This window comes from Syntrophorhabdaceae bacterium, from assembly GCA_028713955.1.
In the GTDB taxonomy this organism is placed as follows: domain Bacteria; phylum Desulfobacterota; class Syntrophorhabdia; order Syntrophorhabdales; family Syntrophorhabdaceae; genus UBA5609.
This window is the reverse complement of sequence record JAQTNJ010000013.1, coordinates 1-16,019: the sequence shown is the minus strand read 5'-3', so window position 1 is coordinate 16,019 and position 16,019 is coordinate 1. Positions and strand designations below refer to the sequence as shown.

The 16,019-nt window shown below is 48.4% G+C and carries 15 protein-coding genes; 10 read left to right on the top strand and 5 right to left on the bottom strand.

The genetic code is table 11. The features are described 5' to 3' along the window. Positions 1-144 precede the first annotated feature (144 nt). The 10 genes from PHU49_02425 (at position 145) to PHU49_02380 (ending at position 11,829) form a co-directional block, all read left to right on the top strand. Positions 145-648 carry a DNA-binding protein gene (locus PHU49_02425; GenBank protein MDD5242850.1) on the top strand — a complete coding sequence of 168 codons (504 nt, stop codon included), beginning with the start codon at positions 145-147 and terminating at the stop codon, positions 646-648. A 330-nt stretch (positions 649-978) separates the two neighbouring features. Beyond that, positions 979-2,097, top strand: coding sequence for a helix-turn-helix transcriptional regulator (locus tag PHU49_02420; GenBank protein MDD5242849.1), 1,119 nt, complete (start codon positions 979-981; stop codon positions 2,095-2,097). Between the two features lie 443 nt (positions 2,098-2,540). Further along, the gene (locus PHU49_02415; GenBank protein MDD5242848.1) at positions 2,541-3,512 is read left to right on the top strand and encodes a thiamine pyrophosphate-dependent dehydrogenase E1 component subunit alpha; all 972 of its coding nucleotides are present in this window, start codon (positions 2,541-2,543) and stop codon (positions 3,510-3,512) included. Further along, complete coding sequence (locus PHU49_02410; GenBank protein MDD5242847.1) at positions 3,512-4,486, top strand: alpha-ketoacid dehydrogenase subunit beta; 975 nt, start codon at positions 3,512-3,514, stop codon at positions 4,484-4,486. Before PHU49_02415 ends, PHU49_02410 begins: the two co-directional genes overlap by 1 nt. A gap of 22 nt (positions 4,487-4,508) precedes the next feature. Beyond that, positions 4,509-4,904, top strand: coding sequence for a glycine cleavage system protein GcvH (gcvH, locus tag PHU49_02405; GenBank protein MDD5242846.1), 396 nt, complete (start codon positions 4,509-4,511; stop codon positions 4,902-4,904). Between the two features lie 28 nt (positions 4,905-4,932). Continuing rightward, a complete protein-coding gene (locus PHU49_02400; protein ID MDD5242845.1) occupies positions 4,933-6,168 on the top strand; it encodes a dihydrolipoamide acetyltransferase family protein in 1,236 nt (411 codons plus the stop codon). 27 nt (positions 6,169-6,195) lie between these two features. Beyond that, positions 6,196-7,599: a dihydrolipoyl dehydrogenase gene (gene lpdA / locus PHU49_02395; GenBank protein MDD5242844.1), complete on the top strand. Its 1,404-nt coding sequence runs from the start codon at positions 6,196-6,198 to the stop codon at positions 7,597-7,599. Between the two features lie 9 nt (positions 7,600-7,608). Then, positions 7,609-8,268: a lipoyl(octanoyl) transferase LipB gene (lipB, locus tag PHU49_02390; GenBank protein MDD5242843.1), complete on the top strand. Its 660-nt coding sequence runs from the start codon at positions 7,609-7,611 to the stop codon at positions 8,266-8,268. Beyond that, on the top strand, positions 8,268-9,152 hold the full coding sequence (gene lipA / locus PHU49_02385) for a lipoyl synthase (GenBank protein ID MDD5242842.1): 885 nt from the start codon (positions 8,268-8,270) through the stop codon (positions 9,150-9,152). The genes lipB and lipA overlap by 1 nt, the downstream gene beginning before the upstream one ends. A 58-nt stretch (positions 9,153-9,210) precedes the next feature. Beyond that, positions 9,211-11,829, top strand: a complete 2,619-nt coding sequence (locus PHU49_02380) for an FAD-binding and (Fe-S)-binding domain-containing protein (protein MDD5242841.1) — start codon at positions 9,211-9,213, stop codon at positions 11,827-11,829. Between the two features lie 11 nt (positions 11,830-11,840). Here the strand turns inward: PHU49_02380 and PHU49_02375 are convergent, their stop codons facing one another. From PHU49_02375 to PHU49_02355, 5 genes are all read right to left on the bottom strand, one after another. Beyond that, positions 11,841-13,187 (bottom strand): sigma-54 dependent transcriptional regulator, encoded by a 1,347-nt coding sequence (locus PHU49_02375; GenBank protein MDD5242840.1) that lies wholly within the window; start codon positions 13,185-13,187, stop codon positions 11,841-11,843. Further along, positions 13,180-14,763, bottom strand: coding sequence for an ATP-binding protein (locus PHU49_02370; protein MDD5242839.1), 1,584 nt, complete (start codon positions 14,761-14,763; stop codon positions 13,180-13,182). The genes PHU49_02375 and PHU49_02370 overlap by 8 nt, the downstream gene beginning before the upstream one ends. After that, entirely contained in the window at positions 14,753-15,169 is a 417-nt protein-coding gene (locus PHU49_02365) for a periplasmic heavy metal sensor (protein MDD5242838.1), read from the bottom strand. Before PHU49_02365 ends, PHU49_02370 begins: the two co-directional genes overlap by 11 nt. Continuing rightward, positions 15,166-15,564: a YMGG-like glycine zipper-containing protein gene (locus tag PHU49_02360; GenBank protein MDD5242837.1), complete on the bottom strand. Its 399-nt coding sequence runs from the start codon at positions 15,562-15,564 to the stop codon at positions 15,166-15,168. The genes PHU49_02365 and PHU49_02360 overlap by 4 nt, the downstream gene beginning before the upstream one ends. Positions 15,565-15,629: 65 nt before the next feature. After that, a partial coding sequence (locus tag PHU49_02355) for a Spy/CpxP family protein refolding chaperone (protein MDD5242836.1) occupies positions 15,630-16,019 on the bottom strand: 390 nt, incomplete at its 5' end.

Genomic DNA, 16,019 nt, shown 5'->3' with positions numbered 1-16,019 from the left:
GTGTGCAGGCACATAAAAAGGTAACTGGTTCGGTATGTGTGTGGATTGAACATGGGCATGATTTTCTCACTTCCAGATTCGGTCTGCGGAATAAATTGGTGAATAATTTTCTTAGAAGGACGGAGTGCGACGAGGAGAAAACAAATGGAGAACGTATCCTATGTGGTAGGCAACAGGGTGTTGATCGGCAGAGTTTTGCCTGGCCATGATTTTATCAAGGGAATAGAGGATGCTTTTCGGGTCTCAGGATTCACCTCAGGGAATCTTGTTTCATGTGTAGGAAGCTTGAGGCAAGCCAGTTTCATTTATATCAAATCAAAACCTGGTGGACTAATGGATGCGGGCTACGATGGGCCAACGATTCTTGAAGGTCCTCTTGAGTTGCTTTCTATGCAGGGCCCTATTGTTATGGAAGGTGATGAGGTTTTCTACCATTTTCACGGAGTAGTAGCCGATCAAAATGGTATGGCCCTTGGAGGGCATTTCTACAGAGAAGGTACCATGTTGGCCGACGGGCAGAGACTAAAAGGTGGAAACAAAGTTTTGGCGACTGTAGATTTTACCGTACTAGCACATGAGGGGGCAAGGCTCTCACGAAAAATTGATCCCCAGTCTGGAGTGAATGCAATATTGCCAGAAGGCGACTAAGGTCTAGAAGATGGTGGTTCTCGAAGATTATTGTTTTTGACAGGATAGAAATCAGTGGGCCAAGACAAGGCAGATGAAGCGACCGTAACGGATGATGGGAAGGGCAGGATATGGGTTTTGATATTGAGCCTATACTTGAGGAAAACCGGCGGGGTTTTATTAGTTCACCGCGGTCAGAGCGAAAAGTCGTCGTATTTTTATGCCAAGAACCTCCCGCACATATATACTCGCAACTTTCACGCCCACGTAGCGTGCCAGAAAACCCGCCGCCTCGATTGACGCGTTATAGGGTTAATGTTATAATTTATATAGTGAAGCAGGCTACCCGTTATGACAAATATAAAAAATATCACCATTATTGAAAACCTATCTCGAACCGCACTTGAATGTTCCGACACAGACGAATTTCGCAAAGAGATACTTAGGTTTTTATCAGGCTGGTTTGGTTGTGAACAGGGCATCTTCCTTTTGGCCAGGCCGAATTGCCCGGACAGATTCAATCTGAACAGCGTTGTTAAACTAAACATAGTTGAAAAATATTGGAGAAACTTTCGAGAAAAATACTATAAATTCAGTCCATTTTTAAAGGCTTTACCGTTTGCCAAGACGGTTATGACTGTTGATGATTTGATACCCTATAAGGCTTATGAAAACCTTGAATACTATAATGAGACCTTAAAACCTCAGTCTATTCACCACGAGCTGGCTGTGCAGTTCAGGTCGGGAAAGATTTTGCTCGGAGGTTTGGCGCTGTATCGGTCCAAGAATGAGCGTAATTTTTCATCTACCGAAAAGAGCAAAATGGAGCAGGCAGCATTCTATCTATCGACAGCGTTGGAAAGGTTTATTCTCTTTGACAAGGTCTGTAAGGTCCAGGAAATCATAAACTCAATCTGCACAGATCTGCCATATAAGGGCTTAATAGCTCTTGATGATCGCTTAGAACCCATTTATATGAATGATGAGGCAAGGCAACTGGTATCTTCTTTGGATACGGATGAAGACAACTGGCAGAATTATTTTATTTCTCTGCCAAATAACCCCAATAGACAATGCATCAAGCCCGTAAAAGCAAACGGGCGAGGCGGAGATGCTGGAATAAAGAATAACGATAGTACTGCTGAAAAGAACGCTGTGGAGATGGCTCCTTTCCAGCTTCGTGTTGTGAGGACTTCAAGGGGCAGCGAGATCTCCGTTATTCTTCTTGGTCAGAACGAATCCAAACCGAATGCCTGCAAGAAACTGGCAGAATTGGGGCTTACGAAACGCGAAATTGAGGTCGTTTTTCTCGTCAGCGAGGGATTGAAGAACAGCGAAATTGGACAAAAACTATTTATCAGCGAATATACGGTCGAAAATCATTTGAGGTCCATATATGAGAAGCTAAGCGTAAAGAACCGTACTAGCCTAGCCTGCGAACTAAGTCGAATAACGAGAACGGACCACTGATTTTTCAGAAGTTCTCTTCATCGTCCATGCCCCACAATATAGGAATTCATGACAAGGTTGCAGGATGAGATCTATCGCCGGCCGTATCTGATAGCTGTGATCGTTAAACTCTCTTAATATCATTTACTATAAAGATCGATAGATGAAGAACATATTACGGTCAAATCTAATACGCTAATCTTTTGGGGGAACTAATCTATCCCAATGGTTTCTGCGCAGTGGACTGCAGGATGTCCGAACAGAAAGCACCCACTCATGCTGCACACCCTGTTGGCCTAAACTTAGCGATATTCGCCATAATTGACGGATTCCCGCTATTGATTGGCATTATTGGGTGAATTACCATAATCATTAAGATGACCAATGCTAGAACGACATATTGGTTCGCTGGTGAGAAGGAGCGTTTCATTGGTGGTTGAGGGTTAAAGAAGGGGGTGCTTATCGTGGAATTGCCGAATGAAAAACTTATAGAAGTATACAAGAAGATGCTACTTGTTCGGACTATGGAGGAAAAGTGGGCCCAGCTTTTGGCGGGAGGGAAAATACATCTCCATGCACACTTGGGTACTGGCCAGGAAGCGGTATCCATAGGGGTGACCGCGCCGTTATCTAAGGATGATATTCTTTTTGGAACGCACCGGGGTGTTGGGGAGTATATCGGTAAAGGGATGAGACCGAGAGATATTTGGGCGGAATATTTAGGCAAGAGGACAGGTCTGTGCAAAGGCAAGGGAACCCTGCATCTTGCCGACCGAACTCAGAATATTCCTGGTTTGGTTGCAAGTTTGGGGTCTGATTTCCCCATTGCCGTGGGAACGGCCCTTGCTTCTAAGATGCAAAACAAGAATTGTGTAACCATGTACTTTGTCGGAGAAGGCACTTGCAACCAGTCCGATGCCCATCCATCGATGTGCATGGCTGCTCTTTGGCAGCTCCCCATTGTTTTTGCAGTGTGTACAAATCAATTCTGCGAGATGTCCTACATGAGTGAACATTGTCCGACGGAAGACATTGCCCCCAGGGCAGCAGGGTATGGCATCCCTTATGAGATCGTAGACGGGCAGGACATAGAAACGACCTATAAGGCGACAGAGAAGGCGGTAAAACATGCAAGGGACGGAAAAGGACCCTATCTCGTGGAATACAAAACCTTCCGCATGGGTGCTCATTTCATAGGGGAACGTGCTGAATACGTCAAACGAGAAGACCTTGAGAAATGGGCCAAGAGAGACCCTATTGATCTGTGCCGGAAGAAGCTCCTCGAGAAAAAGGTCATAACCTCCGCACAGGATAACAAGCTCTGGGCAGAGGTCCGGGAGGAGGTCGATATGGCCGTAGAAACAGCATTGTCCGACCCCGATCCCACAACAGAGGATTTTATAACCGACATCTACGAACAGAAGGGAGTGCTCTAATGGGGAGGACAATCACGTTCTTACAGGCATTGAATGAAGCTATGACAGAAGAGATGAGGCGCGACCCCAAAGTCTTTGTCCTGGGTGAAGATGTGCGGATTTCGCCTTTTGGACAGACCGCGGGGCTGGTAAAAGAATTCGGCCCAGACAGGGTACTCAACACCCCCATAGCCGAGAGCGCAATTACAGGCGTTGCAATGGGAGTTGCCATGTACGGTTATCGACCGATTTTGGAAATCATGTTTTGCGATTTTGCAATGCTTGCGATGGATCAATTATGTAACCAGCTTGGTCAGTGGCGGTACGTGACAGGCAACCAGTATTCAATTCCTATAACTATACGAACTAATGTTGGAGGTGGAGTCCGGGCAGGGTACGGTCACTCGCAGTGTCTCGAGTCACAGTTCATCCAAGCACCCGGTCTTATTCTTGTGGAGCCCTCTACGCCCTATGATGCGAAAGGTCTTTTGAAATCAGCCATTCGCAGCAATGATCCAGTAATTTTCTTTGAACATAAAAGGCTTATCCTTGGTGGAATATCGGGGGAGGTGCCCGAGGAAGACTACACAATTCCCTTTGGGGAAGCGGCGGTCTGCAGATCTGGTAAAGACGCAACAGTCGTTGCTTTAGGATTCATGGTACACGAGGCATTAGGGGCGGCACAGGACCTTTTTGCGGAGGGTATCAATGTGGAGGTCGTTGACCTGAGAACAATAGTGCCTCTCGATAAGGCAGCAATATTCAAATCAGTAGAAAAGACTGGTCGACTTATCACCGTCGAAGAAGGACGGATAAGAGGTGGCATCGGAGCAGAAATCGCGGCGATGGCGTGCGGAGAGTATTTCGATCTGCTTGATGCACCTGTCCAGAGGGTTGCAGCCCCCATGGTCCCTATCGCGGGAAGCCCTATCTTAGAGGATATGTACCTGCCCAATAAGGATTCGATCATTCAGGCGGTGAAACGGACACTTTAAATAAATGGAGGTATTAAGGATTTTGAAAGGAGACGAGATGTGTCCTGATGAGCTCAGGTACAACGAAGAGCATACTTGGCTTCTCATCGAAGGAATGCGCAAAGGACGGGTTGGCATAACCCACTATGCACAGGAACAGTTGAAGGATGTAGTCTTTATAGAACTTCCCGAAGTAGGCGCCGAAGTGGTCCACATGGAGCCTTTCGGGGTGATTGAGTCTGTTAAGGCAACAAATGACCTTTTTAGTCCTGTGAGCGGTGTGGTAATCAAGGTAAACGATATGCTAAAGGATGACCCCGGTATCGTCAATCAGGACCCTTACGGGCAAGGCTGGATGATCGTCGTTGAGTTGACGAACCCTGCCGAGCTTGGCTCCCTCATGTCAGCAGAAGCGTACGGGGCGCTTGTTGAAAAGTAAAATATAGATATCCCGGGAGGATAAAGATATGGCAGTACAGATAGTGATACCAAAACTTGGTATGACCGTGGATGATGTGAATCTCGTGGAATGGAAGGTGAAAGAAGAGTGCCATGTTGAGAAAGGTTCCGTCGTCCTTGTCATCGAGACCCAGAAGACGGAGTGGAACATTGAGGCTGAAGAAGCGGGCCTTCTCCATATCCTTGTAGCAGAAGGGAATAAGGCAAAGGTGGGCAGTATAGTTGGACTCATTGCGGGAACGAAGGAAGAGTATGAAGGTCTCCGGAAAGAGCTGTCCGAAAATACAAATGCTGCCCCTTCGGAAACGGTCAGGTCCCGGGGCGAAACACAGCCTGCCGGGGCTGCCTCTGACAGACCGGAAGATCGAATCAGAATTACCCCTGTAGCCCGCAAGATGGCAGAGGAACATATGATTGATATAACGATAATACAGGGAACGGGTCCCGGAGGAAGGATTACCAGGGAGGATATCCAGAAGGCAATAGAGGAACGGAAAGAGGTGGCACCTCCTCCTGAAGAGATAATACCGGAAATCTTCCAGGGCAAAAAGGTAAGGGAAACGATACCCCTCAGGGGAATGAGAAAGTCGATCGCCGAGCATATGCACAGGAGCCTTGCCACGGCCGCCCAGATGACGATCATGGGTGAATTTGACATGACAGAGATGGTGAATTTCAGGGAATCCTTAGTGAGGCAGGAGAGTACCATCGGGGTGAGAATCAGCTATATTGATATCCTGGTTTTTGTGATAGTAAAGGCACTCAAGAATCACCGTGATATAAATTGTAGCTTGATCGAGAATGAACTGAAAATATGGGAAGATACAAATATTGGAGTTGCTGTTGCCATTGGAATTGAGGGGTTGATCGTGCCCGTAGTAAAAAACGCTGACCGGAAATCTCTCATTGAGATATCGCGGGCAGTGAAGCTGCAAATGGAGAAGGCACAAACAGGAAAGCTTACGCCCGACGATGTTACGGGTGGAACTTTTACACTCACCAGTCTGGGGAAAGGAGGTGTGAGCTACTTTCAAACCCCCATCATCAATCAGCCGGAATCCGCAATACTGGCGACAGGGCCGATCAAAGACAGACCGGTTGTAGAAAATGGGAAGATTGTCATTGCCCCGATCATGCCATACAGTCTTACCTTTGATCACAGGGCGATTAATGGTTTTGGAGCGGAACAATTTTTAGGGACATTGCAGAGGCTCCTGAAGACACCGAGTCTTCTTTTACTTTAATTCCGGAATCAGGGAAAGGATGGTACTATGGAAGAAAGGGATGTGGTAATCATTGGAGGCGGCCCAGCAGGATATGCGGCAGCGATCAGGGTATCTCAACTTGGCGGCAAGGCCACACTTGTTGAAAACGAAACCCTGGGCGGTACCTGCCTGAACCGTGGGTGTATCCCCACCAGATCGCTAGCACGAGCAGCAGAGCTGTTTGATATGGGTAAAGATGCAAATGACTATGGGATAACCTATAATGACATATCAATCGATTTTGCAAAGATGATGGCGCGAAAGGAGACCGTGGTCAAAACCCTTGTGGCCGGCGTGAAGCTCCTTCTCAACGCCAACAAGGTTGAACTTGTCGAAGGGATCGGGAGATTCCTTTCGCCGTCGCAAATAGAGGTATCCCTGAAAGATAAAACAAAGAAAACGCTCAGGGCGCGGAAGGTCATTATGGCCGCCGGCTCCCGGTGCAAGGACATGCCTGTTCAGAACGGAGGGACACGGGTCATCAATACGACGCAGGCGCTCAGCCTTGCTGAATTGCCCAAGTCCCTGCTGGTTGTAGGCGGTGGGTTTATCGGCGTTACCCTTGCCACAATCTTCTCAAAACTGGGCGCAACGGCAAGTATTGTGGAAGAATCATCCCGCATACTCCCACAGATTGACAGCGAGATCGTCGCTATCCTTGAAAAAGAACTCAAGAGCAGCAGGATCAGGACTTATACGGATGCCCGTATAGTAGGTATAAAAGATGATAACGGTGAGCTGCATGTTGATATTAACGGGAAGGGGCAGCCGGTTACCGTCTCTACACAGTACGTTCTCATGGCGGAGGCAAGGGAATCAAACATTGGTGAACTCCGCTTGGAAAAGGCAGGCATTCAGCTCAATGACAAGGCAGGCGTTGTCGTAAACAAAAAGATGGAGACAAACATCTCCGGCATACTTGCGGCAGGCGATGTGACGATGGAGCATATGTGGACGCCGGTTGCCTACGTGGAAGGAATCACCGCCGCGGATAATGCCATGGGGCTGAACAAAGAGGTTGATTACAGTGCAGTGCCTTACTGGATCAGCACAGTTCCCGAGATGTCTGCCGTAGGTATGACAGAGGAGGAGGCGATCGAGAAGGGATACACGGTAAATGTCGGGAGGTTCCCTTTTGCTGCAAACGGGATGGCGACGATACTCGGGCAAAGGACGGGAATGGTGAAGATCATAGTAGATGAACGGTACCATCAGATACTCGGTGTCCATATCGTAGGCCCCGGTGCGACCGATCTTATTGCCGGAGCTGCGCTTGCCATACGGCTCGACGTGACCCCCGAGGACATCGGCGCAACACTCCATGCCCACCCCTCACTTTCAGAGGCTATATGGGAGGCAGCGAGGGATGTAAACGGTGAAGCAATCCACTTTCTTACACAACGTCGTTAGGTCTATCCCATGAGCCTTGTCTGGGAACTCGGATTAGTAGAGTACGGTATTGCCTATAATGTCCAGCGGAGACTTCACCGGCAGAGGTTAATGGAGGAGATCCCCGACGTGCTCCTCCTCCTGGAGCATCCCCCTACCATCACCATCGGTAAATCAGGCAGTATAGAGAATGTGCTTGTCTCCAGGGAGGCATTGTCGAAAGAGGGGGTCTCCCTTTTTTTCATAGACAGGGGCGGCGATGTGACCTACCATGGTCCCGGCCAAATCGTCGGTTACCCTATTATAGATCTGAAGCAAAGGAGGAAGGATATCCGCAGATTTGTCTATGATATTGAAGAAGTGATTATCCGGACGATGAAGGATTTTTCCATCGATGCCGGGCGGGATGAAAGTCATCCCGGAGTGTGGGTAGACGGGAAGGAACTCGCCGCAATCGGGCTTGCTATCCGGAGATGGGTCAGCATGCACGGGTTTGCAATCAATGTAAACCCTAACATGGAGCATTTTTCCCTTATTAATCCATGCGGCCTCAATGACAGGGAGGCGATTTCCATGTCCCAACTCCTTGGAGAGACATTGAAGACAGGTGCGATTAAAGAGCGGTTGATTGCACATTTTTCCGGGATCTTTGATGCCCCTGTGGATTTGAAAACAACCATTCATACCTGATGATGCACAGACGACTCCCATCCTGGTTTACTCAGAAGATACCTGAACCGGCAGCAATGCACGACATGGAGAAGCTCCTCAGAAAAAAGGGCCTGCATACCGTTTGCGAGAGTGCCCTCTGCCCGAATATGGGACAGTGTTTCGCAAGGAGAACGGCAACCTTTATGATCCTGGGGGATACCTGTACGAGACGCTGTACCTTCTGCGCCGTGAAGAAAGGAATGCCTGTCGCGCCGGATGAAGAAGAGCCCCAACGTATATGTGAAGCGACGAGAGCCCTGGGGCTCAGATATGTTGTTATTACCTCGGTAACAAGGGATGATCTTGCTGACGGCGGCGCCTCGCAGTTTGCACAAACGTTAAAGGCGCTTCATGAGGAAGACAGGGATATTGGCGTTGAAGTTCTCATCCCTGATTTTTGTGGTTCTGTTGAATCATTGAAAACAGTTATACTGGCCGGCCCTCAGGTAATCAACCATAATGTAGAAACAGTTCCCCGCCTCTACAATAAGGTGAGACCACAGGCAGAATGTGCCCGTTCTGTAAGGCTTCTCTCCACGGTGAAGGAATTAGACCCAAATATTGTCACCAAATCCGGATTGATGGTAGGTCTGGGAGAAACAAAAGGCGAAGTGATAGGGGTGATGAAAGATTTACGCAAAGCAGATTGTGACCTGCTTACGATCGGGCAATATCTGCAACCTTCCCCGAACCATCATCAAATAGTATATTTTGTGACGCCGGAGGAGTTCGGGGAATATGAAACGATAGGGCTGGATCTGGGCTTCAAGGCAGTGGCATCGGGTCCCCTGGTGAGAAGCTCATATAAGGCTGCAGAGCTCTATAAAAAAGTCAGGTTTTTATACCCTCTTTTTCATGGATAACCCCCCTACATTCCTCCTCCTTCCCCCGCTCGTGGGGGAGGGAGGAGGATAACAGTTTGTGCAGAAGAGTAAGGATCGAGTATCGATGGATATGCGCACATTAGAAAGAGACCTTAAAGCGATTGTCGGTGAAAGGGTAACTACCAGTGAGTTTGAGCGCCGGTTCTATGCCGGCGACTTTGTTCCTATCCCCAATTGGGTAAAGACCTTTTTCAGGACCATGCCTGATGCAATAGTAAAGCCGGGGACCGTGGAAGAAGTGAGCGGTCTTTTGAGATACTGTTTTGAAAAGAATATACCCGTGGTGCCACGAGGAGGTGGTACTTCGGGTCTTTTTGGTGCTGTGCCTAAGAAAGGTGGTGTCGTACTGGACCTGCGGGGATTATCGGCAGTCACCGAAATTGATGCCTCTGCAAATCGTGTCACTGTCCAGGCGGGCCTCACCTGGTGGGAATTGGACCGGAGACTGAAAGAGGAGGGACTTACCCTCAAGAGCTACCCCTCCAGCGCACGCTCTGCCACAATCGGCGGCTGGGTGATGGGCAGCGGTCTCGGGATAGGGAGCCTGCTGTACGGTCCCGTATGTGACCAGCTTCTCTCTGTGGAGGTGGTCTTTGCCGATGGCACAGTGGAGACGTTTTCCGGGGAACAAGAGCTTAACCAGTTCTGTGAGACGGAAGGAACACTTGGTATTGTCACCGCTGTGTCGCTGGCCGCCAGAAAGGCCCCTGATGCTGAATCCCACCACCTTATCTATTTCCATGACATGAGGAATCTCTCTGACTTTGTCTATGTTCTCGCCAATTCGTCTGTTCATCCGTATGCTGTGGAGGTCTTTGACCACACGTATCTTACCCTCGTCAAAGCATCGGGATATGAGGTGACAGAGATCGGTCTGGGCGGGGGGACGGTATTAGTCACGTGTAACGGCGAAGAAGAACAGGTTAAAACGGGTAAAAAACTTATCGAGAAAATAACTGCCCTGTATCATGGCGAGAAAAGAGAAGGTGCAGACAAGGAATGGGAACAACGTTTTAATATACTCAGGATCAAAAGAGCTGTTCCCACAATTGTGCCCATCGGGGTACATATCCCATTAGATAAAATGCACCAGTTTTATATGGATATGCAACAACTAAACAAAAGAACAATAGGATTTTTGGGACATGTTGTATCCGGAAAAGATTGTATGTTTATACTTACGCTCATCACGGATGAAAATAATTTCATAGAGCATGCCCTTTCACTCCATGTACCGAGCGAGATCTTCAGGCTGGCCTTATCGCTGGGCGGCAGGCCGGGAGGGGGCGTGGGGGTCTGGAATGCCCCGTACAGTAAGGCAATACTGTCTCAGGGCCGGGCGGAAGGTATGCGGAGAAGAAAGAAAGAGCTTGATCCGAAAGGCATCTTGAATCCTGGTATGTGGCCCGATACGTCTTTGGTCTTCAAACCAGGTATCTACAATATAGGGATGAAGATTGCCTCTTACCTGGATAAGGTTTTTCCTGCACGCATCACAGCAGCAAAAGACCATGGATTCCGTCACGGTTTTGAGACCTGTGTACAGTGCGGATACTGTATGAATTATTGTCCCACAAGAGGAGAGTGGATGTCTTCGACCCCACGGGGCAGGATTCTCATGACCAATGAAATACGCACAAACGGGTCGCTGGATAGTGCACAAGTAACCCACGAATATGTAAAGAGCATCTTCGAGTGCAGCCTCTGTGGCAGGTGCGCAGTGGAGTGCAGCGTTTCTATAGATTCGCCGGCTATGTGGGTGGATTTGAGGAGTGAGCTTGTAACGAAAGGTATTGAACTTGACTGTTTAAAGGCAATGACAAAAATGATTAATGAGACGCACAATATCGCTGGGAAGCCGAACGATCAGAGGACAAACTGGGCTAAGAGGGTAAAGCTTCACTCAGCCATTGAGAACACAAGGAGCGCCGGGATTGTCTATTTTGTGGGGTGTGTCACATCTTTTTATCCGATGGTGCAGGATATTGCACGATCCTTTATACAGATTCTTGACACTGCAGGTGTTAATCTTGTCCTCCTTGGCGGTGAGGAGTGGTGCTGCGGGTATCCGTTGATCTCTGCCGGTCACAAAGCAGATGCGGCAATGTCCATGAGACATAACATCGAGGCTGTAAATGCTATTGGCGCAAAAACTGTGGTTGTGACCTGCCCGGGATGCTACCGGATGTGGAAAACCGAATACCGCCATATCACTGGTGAGAATCTTGGCATTGAGGTTTTACATTCCACAGAATTTATTGTAAGACTCATGGAAGAGAACCGGATTATTCTTAACGCATTGAACGATACCACTACGTATCATGACCCCTGTGATCTCGGAAGAGTGAGCGGGATATTTGATCAACCCCGTGCTATAATCAGAAGCATACCGGGTCTTGATTTTATTGAGCTCAAGGACAACGGGGAATATTCCAACTGCTGCGGCTCCGGTGGCGACCTGCTCGTCTCAAATCAGGACCTCTCCCTTGGTATTGCGAAACGTAAGGTTAATGAAATTTTGTTTACCGGGGCAAAGACAGTAATAACCGCATGCCCCTCCTGCGTGAGATCCCTCACAATGGCGAAAACAGCAAAGAAGGCACCACTCAATGTGTTGGATATCACCCAGCTTGTCTGGAAGGCAATGATAAAGTAGTTAAGGGATTTTCATTTTGAGATATTATACTTTTTGATCTTGTATCTCAGCATCCGCTCACTGAGGCCAAGCGTTGAAGCGGCCTTTGTCTGGACCCAGTCGGCATTGATAAGCGCCTCGGTGATCATCCTCTTCTCAAGTGCCCCAACGGTGTCTTTCATCCTTTTTTCTGACGTACTATCTGTCTGTGCGGAGGATAGCGGTAGATCTTCTTTGGATATATAGTCTCCTCTCGTCAGGACAATGGCCCTTTCTATGACATTTTCAAGCTCCCTTACATTGCCGGGGTAGTCGTGCTTTATGAGCACATCCCGCGCTTCGCTGGTAATGCCCTTGATGTTCCGGTTATGCCTGTCGTTGAATCTTTTCAGAAAATGATCGATGAGAAGCGGGATGTCCTCTCTTCTCTCTCTTAAGGGGGGCAGCGGTATGGCCACCACTTTCAGCCTGTAATAGAGGTCTTCCCGAAAGGTCCCCCTTTTAACCTCTTCGTCGATGTCTTTGTTTGTTGCAGTAATGATCCTCACATCTACCTTGACAGGATGGATCCCTCCAAGTCTTTCCACCTCTTTTTCCTGGATGACCCGTAAAAGCTTGGACTGGAGGAAAAGCGGTATGTCCCCTATCTCATCGAGGAAGATCGTCCCTTTGTTTGCCAGTTCAAACTTTCCCACCTTTCTCTGGTATGCGCCGGTAAAGGCCCCCTTTTCATATCCGAATAATTCACTCTCCAGAAGCGTTTCCGGGATTGCCGCACAATTTACCTTAATGAGGGGATGGTTTTTCCTTTCACTTAATTCGTGAAGGAGGTTGACAATAACCTCTTTCCCCACCCCGCTTTCCCCTTCAATGATGCAGGTTGAATCGGTCTTTGCCACCCTCACAATGAGACTCGCCACCTCGTGCATTGCATCGCTCTGGTATATGAAGTTCTCGGATTTGAACCTGTCTTTCAGTGTCTCTTTCAGAACCTTGTTCTCCCGGACAAGGTGTGTTTTTTCCTCGATCTTTTTTATTTTAAAGAGGAGATCGTCGAGGTCTACGGGTTTTGTCAGATAATCGGTTGCGCCTGCCTTCAGGGCATCAACAGCATTTTCAATGGTCCCGAAGGCAGTAATCATGATGATATCAACTTCAGGATTTATCTCCTTGAACGTCTTGAGGAGCGTCAACCCATCGGTGTCGGGCAGCTTATAATCGAGAAAGACTATCTCAAAGGTATTTTTTCTGTACAGGTCAATTGCATCAGCGCCGTTTCCTGCGGCTGCAACAACATGCCCCTCTTTTTCCAGGAGACCTCCGAGCAATACCCGCTGGGTCTCCTCATCCTCCACAATCAATATGCGTGCCCTATCCATTCTTGCTCCCCTTTTCTTTTACGGGCTGTTTCAAGGGTAACGTTATGACAAACGTGGTGCCCGCGCCTTCTTCGCTGCTTACCTTAATATCGCCGTTATGGTCTTTGATGATAATATAGGAGATAGGAAGTCCAAGCCCTATCCCCTTATCCTTTGTTGTAAAATAATATTCGAAGATCTTATCCTTTTCTTCTTCTTTGATGCCGACGCCGGAGTCTTTGATAATGACGTCGACCATACCGCCATGCTTTTCTGTGGATAATTCAACGACGCCGCTTGCTTGAATTGCTTCAACGCCATTGACAATGATGTTGTAAAAGGCCTGTTTGAGCCTGTCTTTTTGTGATTCCACAATAATATCGGTATGGATGTTGTTCCTGACATCCACGTTCCGTGAGGCCGCCTTTTCTCTGATTATCATAAGCACTTCTTCTACAATAGTATAAAGTTTTTCTTGCGAGAAGGGTATGTTTGCTTTTGTCGAGAGCAGGAATTCCTCTACGATCCTGTCGACCCTTATCAGTTCACTTCTGACGATATCGAGAAATTGATCGTATTCCTGCCTTTTCTCTGCGGCAGGGGAGAATTCTCTTTTTAACCGCTGAACAGACAGGCTGATGGCGTTGAGCGGGTTGCGGATTTCGTGCGCCATGCCCGAGGCAAGCTTACCGAGAGAGACAAGCCTTTCCTTGAGCGCCAGCTCTTTTTCCATCTCTTCCACCTTCTTTTCGTGTTTTTTCTTCAGGATGAAGATGGCGAATGTGCTGATCGCTCCGGATATGGCAAGGAAGATGAGGATAATGATGAAACTGAACGTGGTCCTTTGCAAGGTATCATCGGCAAGTTTCTTTGAAATGAAAACCTCCATCCTGTATCCGGGCAGGAAGTGTGAATCAAGGGGCTTTGAAAGCTCAAAGGTGTTCGCCTTTTCGCCGGTGACCGTTAAATAGGGCGAACCCTTTTCGTCATATATCTTAATACCGACAACGTTGAATCTTTGTTCTTCCCTTTCGAGGATGTCTTTAATAACGAATTTTTTCCTCAACGCGTCCAGTTCCTGCCTGTCAATACTGAAAAAAACGATCCTTCCTTTCACCCATATCCCCATAACAAGCGTGGGATCTTTATGCGTAGGCATTTTGAGGACCGTATCCTGCCTTTTCGTGAGAAGGATCTTCAATGATGCCGGTGGTATTGTAAAATCACCTTTTTTAAATATGACATCGCCGTTTGGGTCGATGAGTGCGAAATTGGAGAGGGGAATATTGCCGGCATCAACGACCTGCATGGTGCTGAAGAGATTGTAGAGGTCCTCCAGAATAGCCTCATCAGAGATCATGGCATTGAGAAAATTCGGCGTAATAATAGTGGGTGACCTTTCAAGGAGGTCGAGATATTCCAGGTTGATATCTATTTCACGCCTGATATGCGTATAGACGATCTCGCCCTCTCCACGGAGGAGATTCTCGATGTTCTTCTCGATGACACTGATCTGGAAATAGCCGGTTATAGTAATAAGGAGGAAAAGAATCGCAAATAGAAGTGAGGGAAAGGGTATTGTCTTTTTATCTCCCATACCTTCTCTGCCGGAAAGAGCGCACCCCATGTCTCTGCTCGGTGTCGCAGAAGCTGTTATATCTTTCCCTCTGTTCCTTATTAAGGGTTCTCGATACCTCCCCCCTGTACTGATGATAGAGGCTATCCCTTGACTGTTCTATGTCCCCGATCTCGCTGCGGAGTTTGTCGACCCTTTCAGGATTCGCTGCGGGATTTTTATTAAGCTCCTGAAGCTCGAGGCGTTTCTTTATGGATTCCTGTTTTAACGCCCTCCATTCGTTGATATATCTGTTCCTGATCCCTTCCACCTGTGTTTTCTGGGAATTGGTGAGTCCGAGCCCCCTCTCGAACTCGGAATAGGAGTTCTGTCCGTAGAGAGGGGGCACGAAAAGGAGGAGGAGGAGGAATGGGATGAGTAGCGTCATGGATTAACCGGCACCCACACTTTATGGGAAGGTACCCATTTCCCGTCGACCCACTGCCCGGGAACATCAACCCACTGTCCCGGAGGGCCTTCAAGGGACTGGCCCCCCGCAGGATACGCGGCGGCTGTGCTCGTTGGTTGTCGTGACGCGGCATCGATCTTTTCATTTGTAACGCTCTGATCGACGGCATTCCCCCCGATAACACCGGCAAGTCCGCCTACTGCCGCACCGATGAGCGTTGAAGCCGTATTGCCGCCGATTACCTGTCCTGCCAGGGCGCCCACGCCGGCGCCGATCGCTGCGCCTTTCTGGGTGTTATAACCCGTCGAGGCGCAGGAAACGGTCAGAAAGCTTACTGTTATTATCATTATTATTAACAAGAGACCTTTTCTCATTGTATACCTCCTTCTCATAAGGGAAAGGAGGGCTGGTGACCAGCCCTTTCCCTACAGTCTGCCTACTACAGTCTGCCGCATGCGCCGGGACCGAAGCCTCTTCCACCGAAGCCTCTTCCGCTAAAGCCTCTTCCACCGAAGCCAAATCCACGTCCGGACTCATTGATCTGTTTCAATTGTTCCGGTGTCAGTATCTTCCTCTCGTCGAGTTTAAACTGCACCATCTTGTCCTGTAATTTCGTCCTCAAGGCATTGATCTCTTTCTGTCTGGCAAGGATCGTGGCGTCGTCAGCGCCTGGGTTCGTATACAGAGATCTCAGTTCACTCCTTTTCTGGAAAAGCTCGTACCTCATGGCCGATGTCTCGTTCCGCTGCTTTTCTTTGAGCTGCCATATCTTGTCCGTCTGCTCCTTGCTGAGATTGAGGTTTGAGCCAGGGCCATAACCATATCCTCC

What these genes read in the sequence shown, in the direction of transcription:
- PHU49_02425 (MDD5242850.1), top strand. Translation starts at nt 145, where the DNA reads ATGGAGAACGTATCCTATGTGGTAGGCAACAGGGTGTTGATCGGCAGA.
- PHU49_02420 (MDD5242849.1), top strand. Translation starts at nt 979, where the DNA reads ATGACAAATATAAAAAATATCACCATTATTGAAAACCTATCTCGAACC.
- PHU49_02410 (MDD5242847.1), top strand. Translation starts at nt 3,512, where the DNA reads ATGGGGAGGACAATCACGTTCTTACAGGCATTGAATGAAGCTATGACA.
- PHU49_02400 (MDD5242845.1), top strand. Translation starts at nt 4,933, where the DNA reads ATGGCAGTACAGATAGTGATACCAAAACTTGGTATGACCGTGGATGAT.
- lpdA (MDD5242844.1), top strand. Translation starts at nt 6,196, where the DNA reads ATGGAAGAAAGGGATGTGGTAATCATTGGAGGCGGCCCAGCAGGATAT.
- lipB (MDD5242843.1), top strand. Translation starts at nt 7,609, where the DNA reads ATGAGCCTTGTCTGGGAACTCGGATTAGTAGAGTACGGTATTGCCTAT.
- lipA (MDD5242842.1), top strand. Translation starts at nt 8,268, where the DNA reads ATGATGCACAGACGACTCCCATCCTGGTTTACTCAGAAGATACCTGAA.
- PHU49_02375 (MDD5242840.1), bottom strand. Translation starts at nt 13,187, where the DNA reads ATGGATAGGGCACGCATATTGATTGTGGAGGATGAGGAGACCCAGCGG.
- PHU49_02370 (MDD5242839.1), bottom strand. Translation starts at nt 14,763, where the DNA reads ATGGGAGATAAAAAGACAATACCCTTTCCCTCACTTCTATTTGCGATT.
- PHU49_02365 (MDD5242838.1), bottom strand. Translation starts at nt 15,169, where the DNA reads ATGACGCTACTCATCCCATTCCTCCTCCTCCTCCTTTTCGTGCCCCCT.
- PHU49_02360 (MDD5242837.1), bottom strand. Translation starts at nt 15,564, where the DNA reads ATGAGAAAAGGTCTCTTGTTAATAATAATGATAATAACAGTAAGCTTT.